This is a genomic window from Massilia sp. LMS1-1-1.1, from assembly GCF_040815535.1.
Taxonomy (GTDB): Bacteria; Pseudomonadota; Gammaproteobacteria; order Burkholderiales; family Burkholderiaceae_D; genus Janthinobacterium; species Janthinobacterium aestuarii.
Genome location: NZ_JBFPNG010000012.1, coordinates 432,660 through 452,785 on the forward strand (window position 1 = coordinate 432,660; position 20,126 = coordinate 452,785).

At 63.5% G+C, this 20,126-nt stretch carries 16 protein-coding genes and 1 tRNA gene; 13 read left to right on the top strand and 4 right to left on the bottom strand.

Going from position 1 to position 20,126, the window contains the following annotated elements; translation table 11 throughout:
• The first annotated feature begins 70 nt into the window (after positions 1 to 70).
• From cysS to MRBLMS1_RS11950, 6 genes are all read left to right on the top strand, one after another.
• Complete coding sequence (gene cysS / locus MRBLMS1_RS11925) at positions 71 to 1,468, top strand: cysteine--tRNA ligase (RefSeq protein ID WP_485879530.1); 1,398 nt, start codon at positions 71 to 73, stop codon at positions 1,466 to 1,468.
• Positions 1,468 to 2,181 (top strand): DNA-3-methyladenine glycosylase family protein, encoded by a 714-nt coding sequence (locus MRBLMS1_RS11930; RefSeq protein WP_128140838.1) that lies wholly within the window; start codon positions 1,468 to 1,470, stop codon positions 2,179 to 2,181. The genes cysS and MRBLMS1_RS11930 overlap by 1 nt, the downstream gene beginning before the upstream one ends.
• Positions 2,182 to 2,235: 54 nt before the next feature.
• Positions 2,236 to 3,210, top strand: a complete 975-nt coding sequence (locus MRBLMS1_RS11935; protein ID WP_034784047.1) for an acetyl-CoA carboxylase carboxyltransferase subunit alpha — start codon at positions 2,236 to 2,238, stop codon at positions 3,208 to 3,210.
• A gap of 151 nt (positions 3,211 to 3,361) precedes the next feature.
• Positions 3,362 to 4,780, top strand: coding sequence for a tRNA lysidine(34) synthetase TilS (tilS, locus tag MRBLMS1_RS11940; RefSeq protein WP_485879531.1), 1,419 nt, complete (start codon positions 3,362 to 3,364; stop codon positions 4,778 to 4,780).
• Between the two features lie 196 nt (positions 4,781 to 4,976).
• The gene (locus tag MRBLMS1_RS11945) at positions 4,977 to 6,224 is read left to right on the top strand and encodes an aspartate kinase (RefSeq protein WP_034756957.1); all 1,248 of its coding nucleotides are present in this window, start codon (positions 4,977 to 4,979) and stop codon (positions 6,222 to 6,224) included.
• Positions 6,225 to 6,334: 110 nt separating this feature from the next.
• Positions 6,335 to 6,427: transfer RNA gene (locus MRBLMS1_RS11950), tRNA-Ser, on the top strand.
• 280 nt (positions 6,428 to 6,707) lie between these two features.
• Here MRBLMS1_RS11950 and MRBLMS1_RS11955 read toward each other — a convergent pair.
• From MRBLMS1_RS11955 to tssK, 4 genes are read right to left on the bottom strand one after another with little or no spacing between them, the layout of a single operon-like run.
• Positions 6,708 to 7,160 (bottom strand): hypothetical protein, encoded by a 453-nt coding sequence (locus tag MRBLMS1_RS11955; protein WP_485879532.1) that lies wholly within the window; start codon positions 7,158 to 7,160, stop codon positions 6,708 to 6,710.
• 41 nt (positions 7,161 to 7,201) lie between these two features.
• Complete coding sequence (locus tag MRBLMS1_RS11960) at positions 7,202 to 11,023, bottom strand: type VI secretion system Vgr family protein (protein WP_485879533.1); 3,822 nt, start codon at positions 11,021 to 11,023, stop codon at positions 7,202 to 7,204.
• Positions 11,023 to 11,805, bottom strand: coding sequence for a type IVB secretion system protein IcmH/DotU (icmH, locus tag MRBLMS1_RS11965; protein ID WP_139091268.1), 783 nt, complete (start codon positions 11,803 to 11,805; stop codon positions 11,023 to 11,025). Before icmH ends, MRBLMS1_RS11960 begins: the two co-directional genes overlap by 1 nt.
• 9 nt (positions 11,806 to 11,814) lie before the next feature.
• Positions 11,815 to 13,161 carry a type VI secretion system baseplate subunit TssK gene (gene tssK / locus MRBLMS1_RS11970; protein ID WP_485879534.1) on the bottom strand — a complete coding sequence of 449 codons (1,347 nt, stop codon included), beginning with the start codon at positions 13,159 to 13,161 and terminating at the stop codon, positions 11,815 to 11,817.
• 290 nt (positions 13,162 to 13,451) lie between these two features.
• Between tssK and MRBLMS1_RS11975 the strand changes: the two genes are divergently transcribed.
• The 7 genes from MRBLMS1_RS11975 to tssG all read left to right on the top strand — a co-directional run bounded on the left by MRBLMS1_RS11975 (position 13,452) and on the right by tssG (position 20,104).
• Positions 13,452 to 14,027 (top strand): hypothetical protein, encoded by a 576-nt coding sequence (locus MRBLMS1_RS11975; RefSeq protein ID WP_485879535.1) that lies wholly within the window; start codon positions 13,452 to 13,454, stop codon positions 14,025 to 14,027.
• 73 nt (positions 14,028 to 14,100) lie between these two features.
• Positions 14,101 to 14,610 (top strand): type VI secretion system contractile sheath small subunit, encoded by a 510-nt coding sequence (tssB, locus tag MRBLMS1_RS11980; protein WP_058047866.1) that lies wholly within the window; start codon positions 14,101 to 14,103, stop codon positions 14,608 to 14,610.
• 1 nt (position 14,611) lies between these two features.
• Positions 14,612 to 16,096 carry a type VI secretion system contractile sheath large subunit gene (gene tssC, locus MRBLMS1_RS11985; protein ID WP_139091264.1) on the top strand — a complete coding sequence of 495 codons (1,485 nt, stop codon included), beginning with the start codon at positions 14,612 to 14,614 and terminating at the stop codon, positions 16,094 to 16,096.
• 33 nt (positions 16,097 to 16,129) lie between these two features.
• Positions 16,130 to 16,621, top strand: a complete 492-nt coding sequence (locus MRBLMS1_RS11990; protein WP_035817450.1) for an Hcp family type VI secretion system effector — start codon at positions 16,130 to 16,132, stop codon at positions 16,619 to 16,621.
• A gap of 95 nt (positions 16,622 to 16,716) precedes the next feature.
• Positions 16,717 to 17,208 (top strand): type VI secretion system baseplate subunit TssE, encoded by a 492-nt coding sequence (gene tssE, locus MRBLMS1_RS11995; protein ID WP_058047868.1) that lies wholly within the window; start codon positions 16,717 to 16,719, stop codon positions 17,206 to 17,208.
• Positions 17,209 to 17,210: 2 nt separating this feature from the next.
• Positions 17,211 to 19,055 carry a type VI secretion system baseplate subunit TssF gene (tssF, locus tag MRBLMS1_RS12000; protein ID WP_139091263.1) on the top strand — a complete coding sequence of 615 codons (1,845 nt, stop codon included), beginning with the start codon at positions 17,211 to 17,213 and terminating at the stop codon, positions 19,053 to 19,055.
• Positions 19,019 to 20,104 (top strand): type VI secretion system baseplate subunit TssG, encoded by a 1,086-nt coding sequence (gene tssG / locus MRBLMS1_RS12005; protein WP_485879536.1) that lies wholly within the window; start codon positions 19,019 to 19,021, stop codon positions 20,102 to 20,104. Before tssF ends, tssG begins: the two co-directional genes overlap by 37 nt.
• Positions 20,105 to 20,126: the final 22 nt, after the last annotated feature.

Sequence of the window (20,126 nt, forward strand, 5' to 3'; positions counted from 1 at the left end):
GCGGCACCCCCGGTGTCCGCGCCTGTCTGTCGTTTTGCCAGGCTGGCGGCCGCTCCACTTGCAAAGTACGATGAGCAATCTAAAGATTTACAACACCCTGGCGCGCGAGAAGCAGGTATTCGTTCCGATGGAAGCGGGCAAGGTACGCATGTACGTGTGCGGCATGACCATCTACGATTATTGCCATATCGGCCATGCGCGCATGATGATGGCCTTCGACGTCATCTACCGCTGGCTGAAAGCGTCCGGTTTCGACGTTACCTATGTGCGCAACATTACGGACATCGATGACAAGATCATCCGCCGCGCCGTGGAAAACGGCGAGACGATTTCCCAGCTGACGACGCGTTTCACCCAGTACATGGATGAAGACACGGCCGCGCTGGGCATCCTGACGCCCGACCACACGCCGCGCGCCACCGAATACGTGCCGCAGATGCTGCGCCTGATCGAGCAGCTGGAAGCGAAGGAACTCGCTTACCAGGGCGCGGATGGCGACGTGAACTATGCCGTGCGCAATTTCCCCCATTACGGCAAGCTGTCGGGCAAGTCGCTCGACGACCTGCGCGCGGGCGAACGGGTCGACGTGAACACGGGCAAGCGCGATCCGCTCGACTTCGTGCTGTGGAAGTCGTCGAAGGATGCCGAGCCGGAAGAAGTCAAATGGGATTCGAAGTGGGGCAAGGGCCGCCCGGGCTGGCATATCGAGTGCTCGGCCATGTCGTGCGCCTTGCTTGGTGAACAGTTCGACATCCATGGCGGCGGCGCGGACTTGCAATTCCCGCACCACGAAAACGAGATCGCCCAATCCGAGGGCGCGTTCGGCCACACCAGCGTCAATTACTGGATACATAACGGTTTCGTGCGCCTGGACAATGAAAAGATGTCCAAGTCGCTCGGCAATTTCTTCACCATCCGCGAAGTGCTGCAAAAGTTCGATGCCGAAGTCATCCGCTTCTTCATCCTGCGCGCGCACTACCGCAGCCCCCTCAATTACTCGGACGTGCACCTCGACGATGCGCGCTTGTCCCTGACCCGTTTGTACACGGCGCTGGCCGACGTGGCGGTGGAAGAGGGCGCCATCGACTGGAACGAGGCGCACGCCGTGCGCGTGCGCGAAGCGATGGACGACGATTTCAACACGCCGCTGGCCGTGGCCGCCCTGTTCGACCTGGCAACGGAAGTCAACAAGAGCAAGTCGCCAGCCCTGGCGCGTCAATTGAAGGGCCTGGCGGGCGTATTCGGCTTGCTGGAACGCACGCCGCAGCAATTCCTGCAAGCGACCGTCGGCGCCGCCGCTGGCGGCCAGGACGAAGCGGCCGGCATCGAAGCGGCCATCGCGGCGCGCAGCGCAGCGAAAAAGGCGCGCGACTTTGCGCAATCCGACAAGATCCGCGCCGACTTGCTGGCAGCGGGCATCATTCTCGAAGACAAGCCTGACGGCTCGACCAACTGGCGCCGCGCATGATGCCAACGTCCAGGGAAAACGGGGAAGCGCCGGTAATAGCCGCGCAGGTGATCCAGGTGCCACATTACTGGGAAGAGGCGAAGATCGAGCTGATGAAGCGCGACCGCATCATGAAAAAGCTCATCCCGCAATTTGGCGACCTGCACCTGGTCGGCCACAGCGACCCGTTTACGACCCTGGCCCGTTCGCTGGTGGGGCAGCAGATCACGCCCAAGGCGGCCGACGCTGCCTGGAAAAAGCTGCTGCTCGCTTGCCCGAAATGCACGCCGTCGCAAGTATTGAAGGCGGGCGCCGAGCAGTTGTCCGCCTGCGGCTTGTCCAAACGCAAGACCGAATACATCCTCGACCTGGCCGACCATTTCAAGGCCAAGCGCGTGCACGCGAGCCAGTGGGACCAGATGGATGACGAAGCCGTCATCGCCGAGCTGGTGCAGATCCGCGGCATCGGCCGCTGGACAGCCGAGATGTTTCTGATATTTAATCTGCTCCGGCCGAATGTCTTGCCGCTCGACGACCCCGGTTTGATTCAGGGCATCAGCGTCAATTATTTCTCCGGTGAACCAGTTTCCCGCAGCGATGCGCGCGAAGTTTCCGCCAATTGGGAACCGTGGCGCACCGTGGCGACGTGGTATTTGTGGCGCAGTCTCGACCCTGCAGCCGCCCCTGCCGCACCCGATGCAGCCCCCGGCGCAGCAGCCGGTACGGTAAAATAAACATAGATGACGCCGCGCGCCCTGGCGCCGTGGCCGGTAAAACCTGGAGGTACAATGACTAAAACGACTTTCCTCAATTTTGAACAGCCGATCGCGGAACTCGATTCCAAGATCGAAGAGTTGCGCTTCGTGCAAGACGATTCGGCCGTCGACATCTCGGAAGAGATCGACCGCCTGGCCAAGAAGAGCCAGCAGCTGACCAAAGATATCTACGCCAAGCTGACCCCTTGGCAAGTGGCGCAGATCGCGCGCCACCCGCAACGCCCCTACACCATGGATTACGTGAATGAAATCTTTACCGATTTCCACGAATTGCATGGCGACCGCAGCTACGCGGACGATCTGTCCGTCGTCGGCGGCCTGGCCCGCTTCAACGGCCAGCCGTGCATGGTCATCGGTCACCAGAAGGGCCGCGACACGAAAGAGCGCGCCATGCGCAATTTCGGCATGCCGAAGCCGGAAGGCTACCGCAAGGCCATGCGCCTGATGAAAGTGGCTGAAAAGTTCAACTTGCCCATCTTCACCTTCGTCGACACGCCAGGCGCCTTCCCCGGCATCGATGCGGAAGAGCGCGGCCAGTCGGAAGCCATCGGCCACAACCTGTACGTGATGGCCGAGCTGAAAGTGCCGCTGATCGCCACCATCATCGGTGAAGGCGGTTCCGGCGGCGCGCTGGCCATTGCCGTGGGCGATGCCGTGCTGATGCTGCAATACTCGACCTATGCCGTGATCTCGCCGGAAGGCTGCGCCTCGATCCTGTGGAAGAGTGCCGAGCGCGCCTCCGACGCGGCCGAAGCGCTGGGCCTCACCGCCCACCGCCTGAAAGCCATGGGCCTGATCGACAAGATTATCAACGAACCATTGGGCGGCGCCCACCGCGATCCGAAACAGATGGCGACCTTGCTCAAACGCGCACTGGCCGACACCCTGCGCCAGTTCCAGGGCATGAAAACCAAGGACCTGCTGGCCGCGCGCCATGAAAAACTGCTGAGCTACGGCAAGTTCAAGGAAACGACGCCGAGCGAGTAATATTTAAACCCAACGGCAGAGTCTGGGGTCAGACCCTCACGGTCTGACCCCGGCTTTTCAAGGTCTTGGGTTAAAACGACACCAGGGACAGTCCGCTAAACGACACCATCCGTTTAGCAGCCTGTCCCTCTTTGCATTCCCGGAGTCCTGATTGAAAAAGCAACAAACCGCCACCGTCGCCGACATTTTCGCCAGTGCGTTGGACGCCTGCGCGCCGCCAGCGGGCGGCCCCATCGCCATCGCCCTCAGCGGCGGCCTCGATTCCTCGGCCCTGCTGCACCTGGCGCATGCCTGGGCGCAAGAGCACGGCGTGGCTCTGCACGCCTTTCACGTGCACCACGGTCTGAGCCCGAATGCTGATGCGTGGCTGGCCCACTGCGAACAATTGTCCGCCGGCATGGGCATCGCTTTCGAGGCGCGCAAGGTCACCCTGGAGAAAAATGCGAAGACGGGCACGGAAGAGGCGGCCCGCAAGCGCCGTTACGCGGCCCTGGGCGAGCTGTGCGCCGCGCACGGCGTGCGCCTGCTGCTGACGGCCCACCACCAGGATGACCAGGCCGAGACGGTGTTGCTGCAATTGTTGCGCGGCTCAGGCACGGCGGGCTTGTCCGGCATGGATGGCGCCAACAGCGCGCCCGAGCTGCTGGGCAACCCGGGCCTGGTGATGGCGCGCCCCTTGCTGCCCGTGTCGCGCAAGCAGCTGGAAAGCTACGTGGAAAAACATGCGATCACGCACATCCATGACGAATCGAACGACGATCCCCGCTTTGCCCGCAATGCCCTGCGGCACCAGGTGATGCCCGTGCTGGCGCAGGCCTTTCCCGGTTTCCAGGAACGTTTCGCCCGCAGCGCCCAGCATGCGCAATCGGCGCAGCGCCTGCTGACGGAACTGGCGACGCAGGATTTGGCGGCGTGCCTCGATGGCGACTGCATCGAGCTGGCGAAATTGCGCGAGTTGAGCGCGGACCGCTGCTACAACCTGCTGCGCCACTGGTTCGGCACGCGCGGCTTGCGCATGCCGTCGACGGCGTGGCTGGCGGAAATGCTGGCGCAATTGCTGGAAGCGCGGCCCGATGCGCAACTGCTGGTCACGCATCCCGAATGCCACGTGCGGCGCCACCGCGACCGTTTATATCTGACGCCGAAGCTCGATGATCTGGCCGGCATGCGCGACAAGAGCGACGCGGGCATTCCCGGCCTGGAAAAGGCCAGCCAGGAATTTACGTGGCAGGGCGAAGCGAGCCTGGCCTTTCCCGCGTATGGCGGCGTGCTGCATTTCGATGCGGTGGAAGAGGGCGGCCAGGGTATCGACATTGCCTGGTTGCAATCTCAAACCTTGACCATCGATTTCCGCCAGGGTGGCGAGCGCCTGAAACTGGCCTTGAACCGTCCCACCAAGAGCTTGAAATACCATTACCAGGCGTTTGACGTGCCCGCCTGGGAGCGCGAACGCCTGCCGCTTGTCTGTGCGGCGCGACAATTGCTGTTCGCGGCCGGTATAGGCCTCGATTGCCATTGCCTGAGTCTGCTGGATCGCCCCCGCGTCGCCTTGCGCTGGCTCTCCTGCTGAGCGTAGGGGCAGCTGCCACGGCCACTCCCGGGGTGGCTGGCAAGTGGCTGTCCAAGCCAGCTGGACTGCATGGATTGGTTATTTCCATATGCGCAATCGGTATGAGCTAATGCGCTTTTTAGCTTGTTATTTTGCATTGCGGCATGTAGAGTAAAGCCCTCCTTTTTTATTCTTCTTGAGCGGAAACTTCACTCTTATGGCTTTAATCGTCCACAAATATGGCGGTACGTCGATGGGCTCGACTGACCGTATCAAGAATGTCGCCAAGCGCGTTGCCAAGTGGCACGACGCTGGGCATCAAATCGTGGTGGTGCCATCCGCCATGTCGGGCGAAACCAACCGCCTGATTGGACTGGCCAAGGAAATCATGGATCAACCCGATCCCCGTGAACTTGACATGATCGCCTCGACAGGCGAACAAGTGTCCGTCGGCCTATTGTCGATGGCACTGCTGGCGATCGGCAAACAAGCCGTATCCTATGCTGGCTGGCAAGTCGCGATCAAGACCGATTCCGCCTTTACCAAGGCACGCATCCAGTCGATCGATGACGAAAAAGTCAAACGCGACCTCGATGCGGGCAAGATTGTCATCATTACCGGTTTCCAGGGCGTCGACGAACACGACAACATCGCGACCCTGGGCCGCGGCGGTTCGGACACGTCGGCCGTGGCGATCGCCGCCGCCATGAAGGCGTCCGAATGCCTGATCTTCACGGACGTCGACGGCGTCTACACGACCGACCCGCGCGTGGTCTCCGAGGCGCGCCGCCTGAAGACCATCACCTTTGAAGAAATGCTGGAACTGGCTTCGCTGGGCTCCAAAGTGCTGCAAACGCGTTCGGTGGAATTCGCCGGCAACTACCGCGTTCCCACGCGCGTGCTGTCGTCGCTGACCGACCCGATGTTGCCGCTGGAAATAGAAGCCAATTCAGGCACCCTGATTTCGTTTGAGGAAGATACAAACATGGAACAAGCAGTCATCTCCGGCATCGCCTTCAACCGCGATGAAGCCAAAATCACCGTGCTCGGCGTGCCCGACCGCCCAGGCGTGGCGTACCACATCCTGGGACCGGTGGCGGACGCGAACATCGAAGTCGACATGATCATACAGAATCAGTCGGTCGACGGTAAAACGGACTTCACCTTCACCGTCTCGCGCGGCGAATACACGCGCGCGCTGGCCGTGCTGGAAGCGAACCGCGAATCGCTGGGCGCGGCCAGCATCACGGGCGACGCGAAAGTGTCGAAACTGTCCGTCGTCGGCGTGGGCATGCGCAGCCACGTTGGCGTCGCATCGCAAATGTTCCGTACCCTGTCGGAAGAGGGCATCAACATCATGATGATCTCCACTTCCGAGATCAAGATCTCCGTGCTGATCGATGAAAAGTACATGGAACTGGCCGTGCGCGCGCTGCATAAAGCGTTCGAGCTGGAAAAAGCTTAAATATCCAAAAATATTGCCCCGCGCCCTTGACCAAAGGGGGGGCAATCGATATTATGACGTTCGTCGCTGCAGCGCAGTTAGCTACAGAGACATAGTTGAGTAATCAGCTAGGAGACGTGGCCGAGTGGCCGAAGGCACATCCCTGCTAAGGATGCATACGGCTTATACCTGTATCGTGGGTTCGAATCCCACCGTCTCCGCCAGAATCAAATAAAAAAGCCTCCCCTGCGGGAGGCTTTTTTATTTGTCTGGACGGAACGGTGGGATTCGAAGACGGAGCGCCCTAAGGGGCGCGAGGCTATTCGAATCGCCATTCTGCCGCGCCCCGCGCGGCCCCGCTGGCCGCGCAGCGGCCAGCGCCGTCCCCTCATCTCAAGCCGTAGCGGCCAGCGCCTACGCATCGCCTCCCACAGCCAGCATAGCCAGCATCACGCAGTCCCCCCGGCATCACCCAGAGGACAAACATCACCCAGAGGACAAACATCACCGCTTCGCCTCCCGCTCCAGCGTATCCCTGCCAATAATCTTCAAGCTTGTCCCTCCCTTGAAGGGCAGCGCTTCCTCGCTGCCAGCCGTCCGGATCCCCGCCGAGACGCCGATTTCAGCCGTCACATCGACGAATTCCTTGCGGAACAGCAGCAGCTCCGTATGCTTGATGATGGTTTGCAGCGCCACCGACTGCCCCGGCGCGATGGTGGTGAAGGCGCGCTTGAGCGCATGGTCCGCCAGGCTCGTCTTCAGGACCTGGCTTTGTTCGCTCACGTTGTCGATCAGGCGCAGGTTGGGTCCGCGCTGCTGGATGTAGTCGAGCGGATAGCCGACGGCCGCGGTGCCGGTATTCTTGATGACGACCTCGATGCGCATGTCGCTGCCCGTGAAAATGCAGGCCGGGTTGTCGAGGCAATGGGCGCTGACGGAAAGTACGTCGTTCGGCATGGCGTGTCCTGTGAGGTGTAGGGAGGTTGCAAACAGCCCGGTCACGAGCCATTGAGGATGATATCGCATTTGATTTTCCGTCCTATTTTCGCCCGCAGCAATTCTTGCACTTCGATCGCGATTTGCCAGCCGTGCCGCTTGAGGACAATCACGGAGCCGTAGGCACTCATGATGTTGGCCACTGCCGGGTCCGGTTCCGTGCCGTCCGCCAGGGCCGGCACGGGCGCATCCCAGCTGCCGTCTGGCTTCATGTACTTGACGGTTTCGTCATCGCCGTCGACATAGGAATATTCGTCCGGTATGCCATAGCAATGGCCGAATTCATGCGCATGGGTTTGCCCGTTGGTGGCCATCGATACGTCGATCACGGTGCCGGTCACGCCTTCGCGGTCGTAGCGCTTGTGGATCTGCATGGTGTAGTGCTCCCTGCTTTCCACGTACTCCACGCGGTAGACGATGGGCAGTACGCGCGTGCCGCATTCCGGATCGACGATCTCCATGCGGAATTTATTGTTCCAGTGTTGTTCCAGGCCCGTCCTGGCGACTTCCTTGACGTACTTGATGACGGCGGCGCGCTGCTTGGCTCGTGTGGCGGCCTGTGGGGTGCCTTTCTCGCGGTCTTCCAGCGCCTGGTCTTCGGCCGACAGCACCGTCACCACCTTGACGCGCAATTCGGCGATGATGCTGGTATTCGACTTGACGGGCACGTAGATCTTGTAGCGCACGGTGTCGAAATAGTTATGCGGCGCGCCATTGGCGCCGAAGGTGTTGTTGTAGCGCGGCACGCTGGAGACGTCGATCTCCTTTTCATAGTCGTCGATCCAGCAGGCGGGGCGCTTGATCAGCACTTCCTTGCGCTGCTTGTTGTCGACGGGGCTGGTGCTCGACGTACCCGTTTCCTTGAATTTCGGCTCGGGCTTGGGCGGCGCCTTGGCCGTCGTGCCGCGCGCTGGCGTCTTGGCGCGCGTGTCTGGCGCGGGGGCAGGCGCGGGCGCAGGGCTGTCCGGCGTCTCGGGCAACTGGCCCGGCGATTTGAGCAGTTCGATCACGAGCGCTTCGACGGCGGCGGCGGCCACGACGTGGGTCAAGCCCCTGGCGTCCGTCATGCCCGTTTCGATACTGCCATCGGCGCGCTTGATGCGGTAGGGCTGGCGCGGCATCAGTTCGCCCGTGTCGCGGTCTTTCAGCACGAAGCCTTCGTCGAACAGTTTCAGGCGGCTGTCGGGCAGCGGCGGCAGGCCGGCGGCGGCGCTGGCGCCGCCATTGAAGACATGCTGCCCGCCCTTGACCGTAAAATGGCCCGGGCAGCGGAAGGTGATGTCGCCGCCCTCGAGCGTGATCGACGATTGTCCCGCCTGCAGGACGATCTTCTGGTTGGCCTTGATGTCGATGCTGTCGCTCACGGAGATCACCGTGATGGCTTGATCGGCGAGGATTTCCAGCTGGTCGGTATGCGCTTCGAGCGAGACGGGGCCGTTGCCCGCGACAGCCTTGATGCCGCCTTCCTGGCTGAACAGCGTGGCCGCGTTGGCTGCCACCGAGGCGACCGTCTGGCCGGCCATCATGTGCAGGTCGGCCTGCGCCGTCCAGTGCAGCTGCTGGCCCGCGAACAGCACGGTCGAAGCGGGCGTGGCCCAGTTGATGCTGCTGGGCGACTCCATCAGCACGAGCGGCTGGGCGTAGCGTTCCACGGGCTGCGCCGTATCGGGCGCGCGCGTGCCGCTGCCCGCCTTGCTGGCTTCCTGGCCGCCGACTGCGGCCTGGTACTTGCCATCCTGCTGCGGGTCGATCTGCGCCGCCATGTCCAGCTGCGCCTGGTTCGCATCCTTGCTGACGAGGGCTTTTTGCTGGTTTGCCGACGTCGCCACCGTCTTGCTCAGCTCACAGGCGCCGCGCAGCAGGGCCAGCGCTTCCTTCGTGTCGAGCTGGCTCGACGCCACGCCGGCGCCCTGGCGCGCGCGCGCCGTGGTCGAGATCAGCATGCCTTCGCCGGCGCGCAGCATGGCCCAGGCATCGGTGCGCAATTCAAAGCCGCTGCCGCGGTAGCTGCCCCGTTGCGCCGTGGTGGCGTCTTGCTGCACCAGGTAGCCCAGATTGAGCTCGGTGGCGGCGCTGCTCGAAGCGAGCCGGGTGCGCAGCTGGCCCTGGGTATCGTCGAGCACCCACTGGTTGTAGCCGGCGCCGTCGAAATTGTGGCTGTGCATGCCCGACAGGACGCCTGCATGGTTGACGCCCGACTCCTCGCCGGCCGCATACGGCGGCGTGTCGCTGCCCGTGTAGAGCTGGGCGACGACCAGCGGGCGGTCCATGTCGCCTTCGATGAAATCGACCAGTACTTCCGTGCCCAGGCGCGGCGTGAATTGCGAGCCCCAGTTCGGGCCGGCCAGCGCTTCGGCCACGCGCACCCACGCGCCGGACGCCTCGTTGCCGGGCGCGTTGCCCTGCTGGTCGGTGTTGTGCGCCAGGCCGCCCGGATTGGCGGCGCTGCCGCGCTGCCAGGCAAACTGGATGCGCACCTGATGGTCGCGGCCTGTGGTGGCCACGCTGTCGGCCAGACCCACCACCAGCGCCGTCTGCGGACCCAGCGCCACGGCCGGTGCGCGCGCGGCGGTGGCGCGCGGCACGATGGCCACGCTGGCGCGCACGCAGCCGAAGCGGTTGCGGTAGGTGCCCGGTTCGATCTGGCCGGCGATCCAGTCGGCCACGCCGCCCAGGCCGGCCGTTCTGGCCAGCTGCGACAGCATGCCGCCCAGGCTGGCGCCGGCCGGTCCCGCATTGTTGCGCGCCTGATGCTCGGCCCACAGCACGGTGAATGCGTTGGCGCCATCGGCATGCTGCTCGTGCTGCAGCAGGCGCATGGCGTGGCCGGCGGCCAGGCGGCGCACGGCGCCGGCGCCGTCGAACTGCTTGTTGTCCAGTTCCAGCGCTTGCAGCATGCGCTCGCTGTGCGGCCCCGCCGCCGCGCGGTCGGCATGCAGGCGCTCGCCGGCGCCGTCATACACGGCCAGCTGCGGCAATTGCCCGGCCTCCAGGCTGGAGACTTGCTCGGCGGCGGGCGCCGTCACCTGTTCCGGGTGCCAGCTGCTGATGCTGACGGCATTCGACTGCACCTGGCGGCGCGCGCCGAAGCGGTCGATGGCGTCGTCCGTATCGGTGGCGCGCACGCCGTGAAAGCGCATGTCGGCGCCGCCCGGCGTCTGCGGCGCCGTGGCCTTGCTGTCGAAGATCACCAGTTTGTGCCTGGCCTGCGCCTGGCCGTCGCCGCCTTCCTGCGCGCCGCCAGGCTGGTCGTGCTCGAAACGCCAGCTCAGGCCTTCGGCGGCCAGCAGGCGCGCGAAGAAATCGAAGTCGCTTTCGCGGTACTGGGTACAGATGGCGCGCGTGGCCAGCGCCTGGCTGACGTCGAATTCGAAGCGCAGCTGCGGGTAGTCGGCCAGCAGCTCGGTGACGATGTCGCGCGCATGCTTGTCCTGAAAAATATAGCTGTCGCGGCGCAGCCGCAGCAGGGCCAGGGCCGGTTCGAGGCGCAGCCGGTAGCGCGCCACGCCGCCGTCGGCGCCCAGCCAGGCGCAATCGGTGCAGATGCCGTGCCAGGCGCGCTGGCTACCGTCGGGCTGAAGCAGGCACAGCGTCATTTCCTCGCCGATGAAGGAGGCCAGGTCCAGGCTGGCCGCAGTGCTCAGGGCATCGACTTCGAAGCGGAACAGTTCATTGACGGCCTCGCGGCCCTCGAACTGTTCCGCCATCAGCGATTCCGGCTGCCCCGACTGCTGCGCCGTGGCCAGGGTGATGAGCCGCGCATGCTGGCTCAGGCCGGTGCCGAACTGGCCCGTGTCGGCGGGGGCTTGTTGTGCGCCGCCCATCACGGCAGGGTAATGCTCAGGTTGGCCACGCGCGGCGCCAGCTTGACGATGTCGTTGTAGGCATTGATCTGCGCTTCCGTCTGCTTGGCCAGCATGGTGCGCAGCCCCAGGTAGCCCAGCGCGCAGATCAGGGCGAACACCGAACACAGCACCCATGGAGGCACGTTGTTGCGCAGCTTGTGGATGATCTGGTCGGGCCGCTCCGCATGCGGGGCGAAGCCGGTTTTCTTGCCCTTCATCTGGGCGATTTCGTCGCCCAGGCGCGCCGTCAGGTAGTTGAGTTTTTCCGGGCCTTCCAGGATGTAGCGGCCCTGGAAACCCAGCAGCAGGCACATGTGGAATACCTCGAGCGCCTGCAGGTGCGCGCTGCCGCGCGCGCGCAGCGCTTCGAGGCGGATGAAGAAGTTTTCGCCGGCCAGCTGGTCGCCGAACAGCACCAGCTGCAACGGCCGCCGTGCCCATTCGTCGCGGATGCTGTAGGGCGAGCGCAGGATGATTTCATCGACGGCTGCGCAGAACGCATATTTTGCGGCGTCGATATCGTCCGCCGACGCGCCCTGTTTTTTCGCTCCGCGGCTGAACTCATCGAGGAAGTGCGTCATCTTGCTGATGAAATCGGCATTGTCTTGCGGCCCGCTGCCGTTCTTCAGCATGAACAGGGCGTAAAACCCGTCGTACATCAGGTCCATCAAGGTGTGTTCCGTGCCGGGACCGGCAGCCATGCTGGAGGCATAGGCGGCCTGGCCGCCGGACATCAGGGAAGGAGGAGCGCTGGAATGCATCGTTGGACCTCAGGAAGTGACGGCGACAAGTTCGAGTTTCAGTTCACGCATGCCGGAAGGGACATAGACCAGCAGCGACTGCGCCTGCAGCATGCGTTCGTACATCTGGCCCTTGGCCTCGATGGTGAAGTAAAACATGTCGGGGCGCACCGGCACGGCGGCCGGCACCTGCGGCGCGTGCTGCAGGCGCACTCCGGGCAGGGCGGACAGGACGAACTTTTCCACGTCGTCCGGCGCGCCCACCTTGAAGCGCAGCGGCACCACGTCGACCAGTTCCACACCGGCCATGTCGGCCGACACGCCCAGGTAGAACGCCGTCTTGGCGTCGATCTTTTCCGAGTCCAGCTTGCCGTGGTGGTAGGACGGCTTGGTTTCCGTCAGCGCGATGGCGAAGTATTTCGACGAGATCACGGTGTCGAGCAATTCGCGGATCATGGCGTGCAGCTGGGCGAACGGCGGGCCGGGATCGGCATGCCGGTATGGCGGCAGGTCGGCCAGCGCATGGCTTCTTGAAAATGTCATCAAGCCGCCCGCCAGGGCCAGCAGCTGTTCGTACAGCCGCTCCGGATGCAGCGCCGGATGATGGTAGTAGTGGCTGAGCGAGGCGTAGGCCGCGCTGGCCGTATGCAGCAGCCAGAACGAGGACATGTCGCCCGAGCGGAATTCGATCACGCTCTTGCTCGGCTCGCGGTGATGCCCGTACAGCGCATTGACCTTGGCTTGCAGCGCGTCGATCAGGCGGCGCAATTGCAGGAACAGCAGGGGCGCGCTGCGGATGGACAGGCTGGGGGGCACGAAGGCCGGATCCTGCTCGAAGCCGCCCGTCGACAGGCGCCGCAGGCGCAGCAGGGGGAAGCTGACGTAGGAATCGCGCGGTTCGGAATCGGCCACCAGGCGCAGGGTTTTTTTCAGGTAGGTCAGTTCGGCCTGCGCGGCCTGGGTGTACAGGTCCGGCGTGCTGAGATTGGCCTGGGCGTAGCGCGCCGCGTTGTTGGACTGGCCGCTGGCGGCGAAGTTGCCGCCGAATGGCTTGAAGGCCGGCAAGGCGGCGTGGAAGGTCACCGATTGCAGCGACGACGGCAAGTTGCCCAGGTCGAGCGCCTCGGGCAGTTCATCGCCGCCGGCCGCATTGTAGATTTCGCCGTCCTGGAAGACCAGCGACAGTTCCAGCAGGCGCAAGCTGTTGTTGGCCAGCGCATCGCGGTCGATCTGCAGCTGGTTCACCCCCCACGCATACGGGTGCAATGCCTTGACGCTCTCGTGCAGGCGCTGTTCGTGGTACTGGTCTTGCTGCTGGAAATGCTGGGGCCGCAGGAACAGGCCTTCGCCCCATAACAATTTGTTTGCCATGCTCATGAATTGCCCTCTATGCCAGACACAGTGAGGCGCGCGGCGGCGACTGAAAAACATGCTTCGCATCGCGCAACTTGGTGCTTTTTTCGCAACTGCAAGAACCTTAACATTATCTTGAGGAATGGTGCGTACTGTACGTTTTTAGCCTCAGTAGTGTGAGTTTTCGCGTATTTTCTATTGAACGCAGTAAATTTTCAAATCATGCTACGCTCCGAAAAATAAACAATTAACAACTATAAAAAGCAACTTTTCAGTCGTCAAAAACGGTCTTCTTTTTTGAAGGAACGCTCAACATGACACGCTCGGTTTCGCTACGCACTCTTGCCGTTATCACCTGTGCTTTTGCCCTCGGCGCCTGCAGTACGGCGCCGGTGGCCAAACCGCCAACCGTCGTGGCGCCGCCGACGCTGGAGGAGCTGATGGCCAAGGCCACGCAGGCGGTGGATACGGGCAACAAGGCGGCGGCGCTGGCGCTGTGGCAGGAGGCCGCCGCCGCCGCGCCCGCCGACAAGCAGCCCTGGGTACGCATGGCGCAAAGCCGCTACGATGCGGGCCAGTATGGCGAAGCCATTCTCAATGCCCAGGAAGTGCTGGTGCGCGATCCTGCCGACAAGCTGGCCAACAGCGTGATCGCCATCAGCGGACTGCGCCTGTCGACGCGGGCGCTGGCTGACCTGAGCCGCCAGAACAACCTGTCCGGTCCGCTGCGCGCGGAATCGCAGGATCTGGCCAAGCTGCTGCGCGAGAGCCTCGGCGAAACCGTGCTGGTGCCGCCGCCGGACAAGCCGCCCGTGCGCCAAGCCCGCAAGCAGCCAAGCAAGCGCGCTGCCGATGAGGGCAGCGCCAATCCATTCAATGCCCTGAAGTAGTCAGCCAGGCACAGGTACGCCGCAGTTCAACAGGCGCATCGCCGATGCCGCCAACATTTGGGAAGGGGATGTCATGTCGAAAAAAGATAGTGTGCAGAAGCGCTTGCAAAAGGTACGCCCGCCACGCGTGCAGATGACCTATGACGTCGAGATCGGCGACGCCATCGAAAACAAGGAGCTGCCCTTCGTGGTGGGCGTGGTGGGCGATTTCGGCGGCAATTCGGAACTCGAGCAGAAGCGCCTGAAGGACCGCAAGTTCGTCGATATCGACCGCGACAATTTCGATGAAGTGATGAAGGGCATCGAGCCGCGCGCCACCTATCGCGTGCCCAATGAACTGGGCGCCGGTGGCGGCCAGTTCGGCGTCGAGCTGAAATTCCGCTCGATCGCCGATTTCCGCCCGGAAGCGGTGGTCGAGCAGGTCGAGCCGCTGCGCAAGCTGCTCGAGGCGCGCACCAAGCTGGCCGACCTGCGCAACAAGCTGGCCGGCAACGACAAGCTGGAAGACATCCTGAATGACGTGCTCAACAGCACGGAAAAACTGGCCCAGCTGGAACAACATTCCCACGTCAGGAAAGATTGATATGTCCGCACAACTGACCCCCGCATTGAGCGCTGCCGGCACCGCCGAAATCGACTTGCTCGACCAGATCGTCGAGCAGAGCAAGGTGGCCAAGTCCAGCGTCGAACACGCCCGCGCCAAGGATCTCATTTCCGAACTGGTCAGCCAGGTCATGGATGGCACGGTGGTGGTGTCGAACAACCTGGCCGCCACCATCGACGCCCGCGTGGCCGAACTGGACCAGCTCATTTCCGCGCAGCTCAGCGCCATCATGCACGCGCCCGAATTCCAGAAGCTGGAAAGCAGCTGGACGGGCTTGCATTACCTGGTGAAGAACACGGCCACCGGCACGAACCTGAAAATCAAGCTGATGAACGCGACCAAGCGCGAACTGGTCAAGGATTTCCAGAGCGCGCTGGAGTTCGACCAGTCGACCATGTTCAAGAAGGTCTACGAAGAGGAATTCGGCACCTTTGGCGGCGCGCCGTTCGGCACCTTGCTGGGCGACTTCGAATTCAGCCGCCAGCCCGAAGACATGTATTTCATCGAACAGATGTCGCATGTGGCCGCCGCCGCGCACGCGCCGTTCATCTCGTCCGCGTCGCCGGAACTGTTTGGCCTGGAAAGCTACAGCGACCTGGGCAAACCGCGCGACCTGGCCAAGGTATTCGATACGGTCGAGTATGCGAAGTGGAAATCCTTGCGCGAATCGGAAGACGCGCGCTACGTGGGGCTGACCTTGCCCCGCTTCCTGGGCCGGCTGCCGTTCAATCCGCTCGATGGCGCCACCGTCGACGGCTTCAATTTCGTCGAGGACGTGGATGGCACCGATCACCAGAAATACCTGTGGTGCAACGCCGCCTACGCTTTCGGCACCAAGCTGACGGCCGCCTTCGAGGATTACGGCTGGTGCGCGGCGATCCGCGGCGTGGAAGGGGGCGGCCTGGTGGAAGACTTGCCGACGCATACCTTCAAGACGGACGAGGGCGAGGTGGCGCTGAAATGCCCGACCGAAATCGCCATCACGGACCGCCGCGAAAAGGAATTGAGCGACCTGGGCTTCATCTCGCTCGTGCACTGCAAGAACACCGACTATGCCGCGTTTTTCGGTGCCCAGTCGGCGCAGAAGGCGAAAAAATACAATACGGACGCGGCCAACGCGAACGCCGTGCTGTCGGCGCAGCTGCAATACATCTTTGCCGTCTCGCGCATCGCCCATTACATGAAGGCCATGATGCGCGACAAGATCGGCAGCTTTGCCGCCGCCTCCAACGTGGAAGATTTCCTCAACCGCTGGCTGACGCAGTACGTGCTGCTCGACGATAACGCCAGCCAGGAACAGAAAGCCCAGTTTCCGCTGCGCGAAGCTTCGGTGCAGGTGGCGGAAGTGCCGGGCCGGCCCGGCGTGTACCGCGCCGTGTCCTTTTTGCGTCCGCATTTCCAGCTGGACGAATTGTCCGTTTCACTCCGTTTGGTCGCGGAGCTTCCGCAGTCGACCAAATCGTAATGTATTTTTCTTTACACTATTGAAAGGAATAACATGGCAATCGACGTATACTTGCAAATTGATGGCATCAAGGGCGAATCCACGGATAACAGCCACAAGGATTGGATCGAATGCAAGTCGGTCCAGTGGCAAGTGCTGCAACCCAAATCGGCGACCGCCTCGACGGGTGGCGGCCATACCGCCGAACGTACCGAGCACAAGGATATCGTCATCGCCAAGATGGCCGATCTCGCCAGCCCCTTGCTGCTGCAAACTTGCTCCTCCGGCAAGACCATCCCGAAAGCCAAGCTCGAGTTCCTGCGCGCCGATGGCCAGGGCGAACGCATCAAGTACTTCGAAATCGAACTGGAGAACGTGATGATCAGCAGCGTGGCGCCATCGGTGGCCGCGGGCGACATTCTCGGCGAAGACCTGGCGCTCAAGTATTCGAAGGTCAAGTGGAAGTACACCCAGCAAAAAGTGGGTGGCGGTTCGGGCGGTAACACCTCTGGCGGCTGGGACCTGTCGGCCAACAAGACGGCTTGATCGTATCCGACCGCGTACGCCAGCGGCGCGCTGCCGCCGCTGGTTTTCCTGGCCGCCGGCCGCAGTGTCCACGCCACCCATGAAACGGAAAGCCCATGAAAGGTTTTACGCCGGGCCTGTTCGACCGCCTGATGGATACGCCCGTGCACGGCGCCTCCAGCGGCACCGTCTCGCGCCTCTCGCTCGAGGATTTGAAGGACACCGTGGCGCGCGATCTCGAAGCGCTGCTCAACACGCGCGCCGTGCTGCCCGAGGCGCTGCTCAAACCCTTTCCCGAGTGCGGCAAGTCGATCATCACGTACGGCTTGAACGATTTCGCCGGGCTTAGCCTGTCGAGCACGGACGACCGTGCCCATATCTGCCAGTGCCTGGAAAAGGCCATCGCCCGCCACGAGCCGCGCTTGCGCCAGGTGCGCGCATCGCTGGAAATCGAGGAGGGCTCGATCAACCGCCTCAATTTCGCCATCAGCGCATTGCTGGTGGTGCATGCGGCGCACGAACCGGTCAGCTTCGACGCCATCCTGCAGCCTTCCAGCCTGCATTACACGATCAGCAAAGGGCGCCGCGCCGCGTCCACGGGAGCCTGACCTTGGAAGAATTGCTGCCCTACTATGAGCGCGAACTGGGTTTCCTGCGCCGCTATTCGCGCGAGTTTTCCGAGCGCTACCCGAAGATCGCCGGCCGCCTGCTGATGGGCGGCGAGGTGTGCGAGGACCCGCACATCGAGCGCATGATCCAGTCGTTCGCGCTGCTCAATTCGCGCATCTCGAAACGCATCGACGACGATTATCCCGAGTTTACCGAAGCGCTGTTCGAAGTGCTGTACCCGCATTACCTGCGGCCGTTTCCCTCGTGTTCGATCGCGCGCATGGATAGCGGCGCCGCGGCGGCGCAGCTGACGGCGCCTGCCGAAATCGCCCGCGGCACGGAGCTGACGACGCGTCCCGTGAAAGGCGTGGCCTGCACCTTCCGCACGGCCTACCCCGTGACGGTGGCGCCGCTGGCGCTCACGCACGCGGCGTTTTGCGCCATCATCGAGGCGCCGGAACAGGTGCTGCTGCCGGCGAATGCCACCTCGGGCGTACGCATCACCATCGAGTCGAGCGCCGCCCAGCTGGCGCTGGGCCAGCTGGGACTGGCCTCGCTGCGCGTGTTCATCGATGGCCAGCCTTCGTTTTGCGCGGCGCTGCGCGACGCCCTGTTCATGCGCACCGTGAAAGCTTACGCGGAGGCGGACGGCAGCGGCAGCTGGGTCCCGCTCGACGGCATTCCCGTGCGCAGCGCCGGCTTTGCCGAGGACGATGCGCTGATCCCGTTTTCTGCCCGCTCGCATCCGGCCTACCGGCTGCTGACCGAGTATTTCTGCTTTCCCGAGAAATTCAATTTTTTCGACATCGACCTCGGCGCGCTGTGCGCCGCGCTGCCGGCCGGCTGCCGCCGCATCACCTTGCACCTGGCGCTGAGCGGCCTGCGCACCGATTCGAACACGGCGCGCCTGCTGGGGACGATGAACACGCACAACCTGCTGCTGGGCTGCACGCCGGTGGTCAACCTGTTCCGCCAGCGCGGCGAGCCTATCCGCCTCACGCACACGGCCGCCAGCTATCCCGTGCTGGCCGATGCGCGCCGCGCCTATGCGTTCGAGGTGCAGTCCATCGACTCGGTCAAACTGGTGCGGCAGACGCCGCAGGGCGAATCCGTGGTGGAATTCCGTCCGTTCTATTCGCTGCGTCATGGCGAGTCGCCGGCCAGGGATGGCCACTACTGGGTCATGCGGCGCGACGAGATCATCGCCGGCAAGAGTCCCGGCTACGAAACGCAGATCTCGATCGTCGACATCGATTTCGATCCGGCCGCCGTGGAAACGGACACGCTCAGCCTGGAGCTGAGCTGCACCAACCGCGACTTGCCGGCGCAGCTGACCTACGGCTTGCACGGCGGCGACCTGTTCCTCGAAGGCGGTTCCAGCGTGCGCAGCATCAGCCTGCTGCGCAAACCCAGCGAGTCGCACCGTTTCGAACGGGGACGTGGCGCCCACTGGCGTCTGATTTCGCATCTGTCGCTGAATCACCTGTCGCTGGCCGGCAGCGGCCTGGAAGCGTTCCAGGAAATGCTGACCCTGTACGATTTGCCGCGCTCGGCCACGTCGCAGCGGCAAATCCGCGGCATCACCGCCATCGCCCACCAGGCCGTCAATGCCTGGCTGCCGGGCAATCCCTTCGCCTGCCTGGTGCGCGGCGTCGAAGTGCGGCTGACGATAGACGAAGAGGCCTTCGTCGGCAGCGGCATCCACGCCTTTGCGCACGTGATCGAGTGCTTCCTGGGCTTGTATGTGCATGCGAACAGCTTCACGCAGCTGGTGGTGCTGGCCAAAAAATCAGGAGAGGAGCTGTGGCGATGCAAACCACGCAGCGGCGATTCGAGCCTAGTGTAATCGAGCGCCTGTTTGCCCAGCCGTGCCGCTTCCAGTACTTCCAGGCGGTGCGCATGCTGGAGCTGTGGCTCAGGCGCAATGGCTTGCCGCACGATGATGCGGTGGCCAGTTTCCTGCGCTTCCAGAATTCCATCTCGCTCGACTTCGCCCCCAGCCAGCTCGAAGCGCTGGCGCCCGAACCGCGCGAACTGGCGACAGACGCCAGCGCCCTGGGCGCGGCGCTGCGCGGCGGGCAGCTGAAATACGTGCGCGTCACGCCGGCCTTCATGGGCTTTCTCGGCGTCGCCGGCGCGCTGCCGCTGCACTATACGGAACGCATCGCCACGCACCAGCTGTATGAAAAGGACGAGGGGCCGCGCGCCTTCCTCGACACGTTTTCGAACCGTGCCCTGGCCCTGTTCTATGAAGCGTGGCGCAAGTACCGGCTCGAGCTCAAATACCAGCTCGACGGCAAGGACCAGTTCCTGCCGCTGCTGCTGTCGCTGGCGGGACTGGGCAACGCCTCGCTGCGCCAGCGCCTGGCCGGGGACGGCGCCGGCGTGCTCGATGAATCGGTGGGTTTTTTCGCCGCCGCCATGCGCCACCGGCCGCCGTCTGCCGTGCTGATCGGCCAGGTGCTGTCCGAGTATTTCGGCCAGCGCATCGCCGTCAGCCAGTTTGTCGGCTGCTGGTACGACGTGCCGCGCGAGCAGCAAAGCACGCTGGGCGGCAGCAACGCCTTGCTGGGCGCCACCGCCATGGTCGGCGCACGCGTGTGGCAGCGCGACCTGCGCCTGCGGCTGACCATCGGCCCGCTGGCACGCTGCCACTTCGACGCGTTCCTGCCGGGCGGCGCGGCCGCCCTCGCGCTCGAGAAGATGCTCGCCATGTTTACCGGCTTGACCCTGGAATACGAAGTGCAGCTGGTGCTGCGCGCCGCCGACGTGCAGGGCATTGCGCTGGCAGTGCCGGGCAGCGGCGGGCGGCTGGGCTGGGACAGTTTTCTGATCACCGGCGGCGAGGCGCGCGACCGCGCCGATGTCCGCTATGAACTGCATGCGCTGGCTTGAGCGCGCCACTTCACCGATTTCG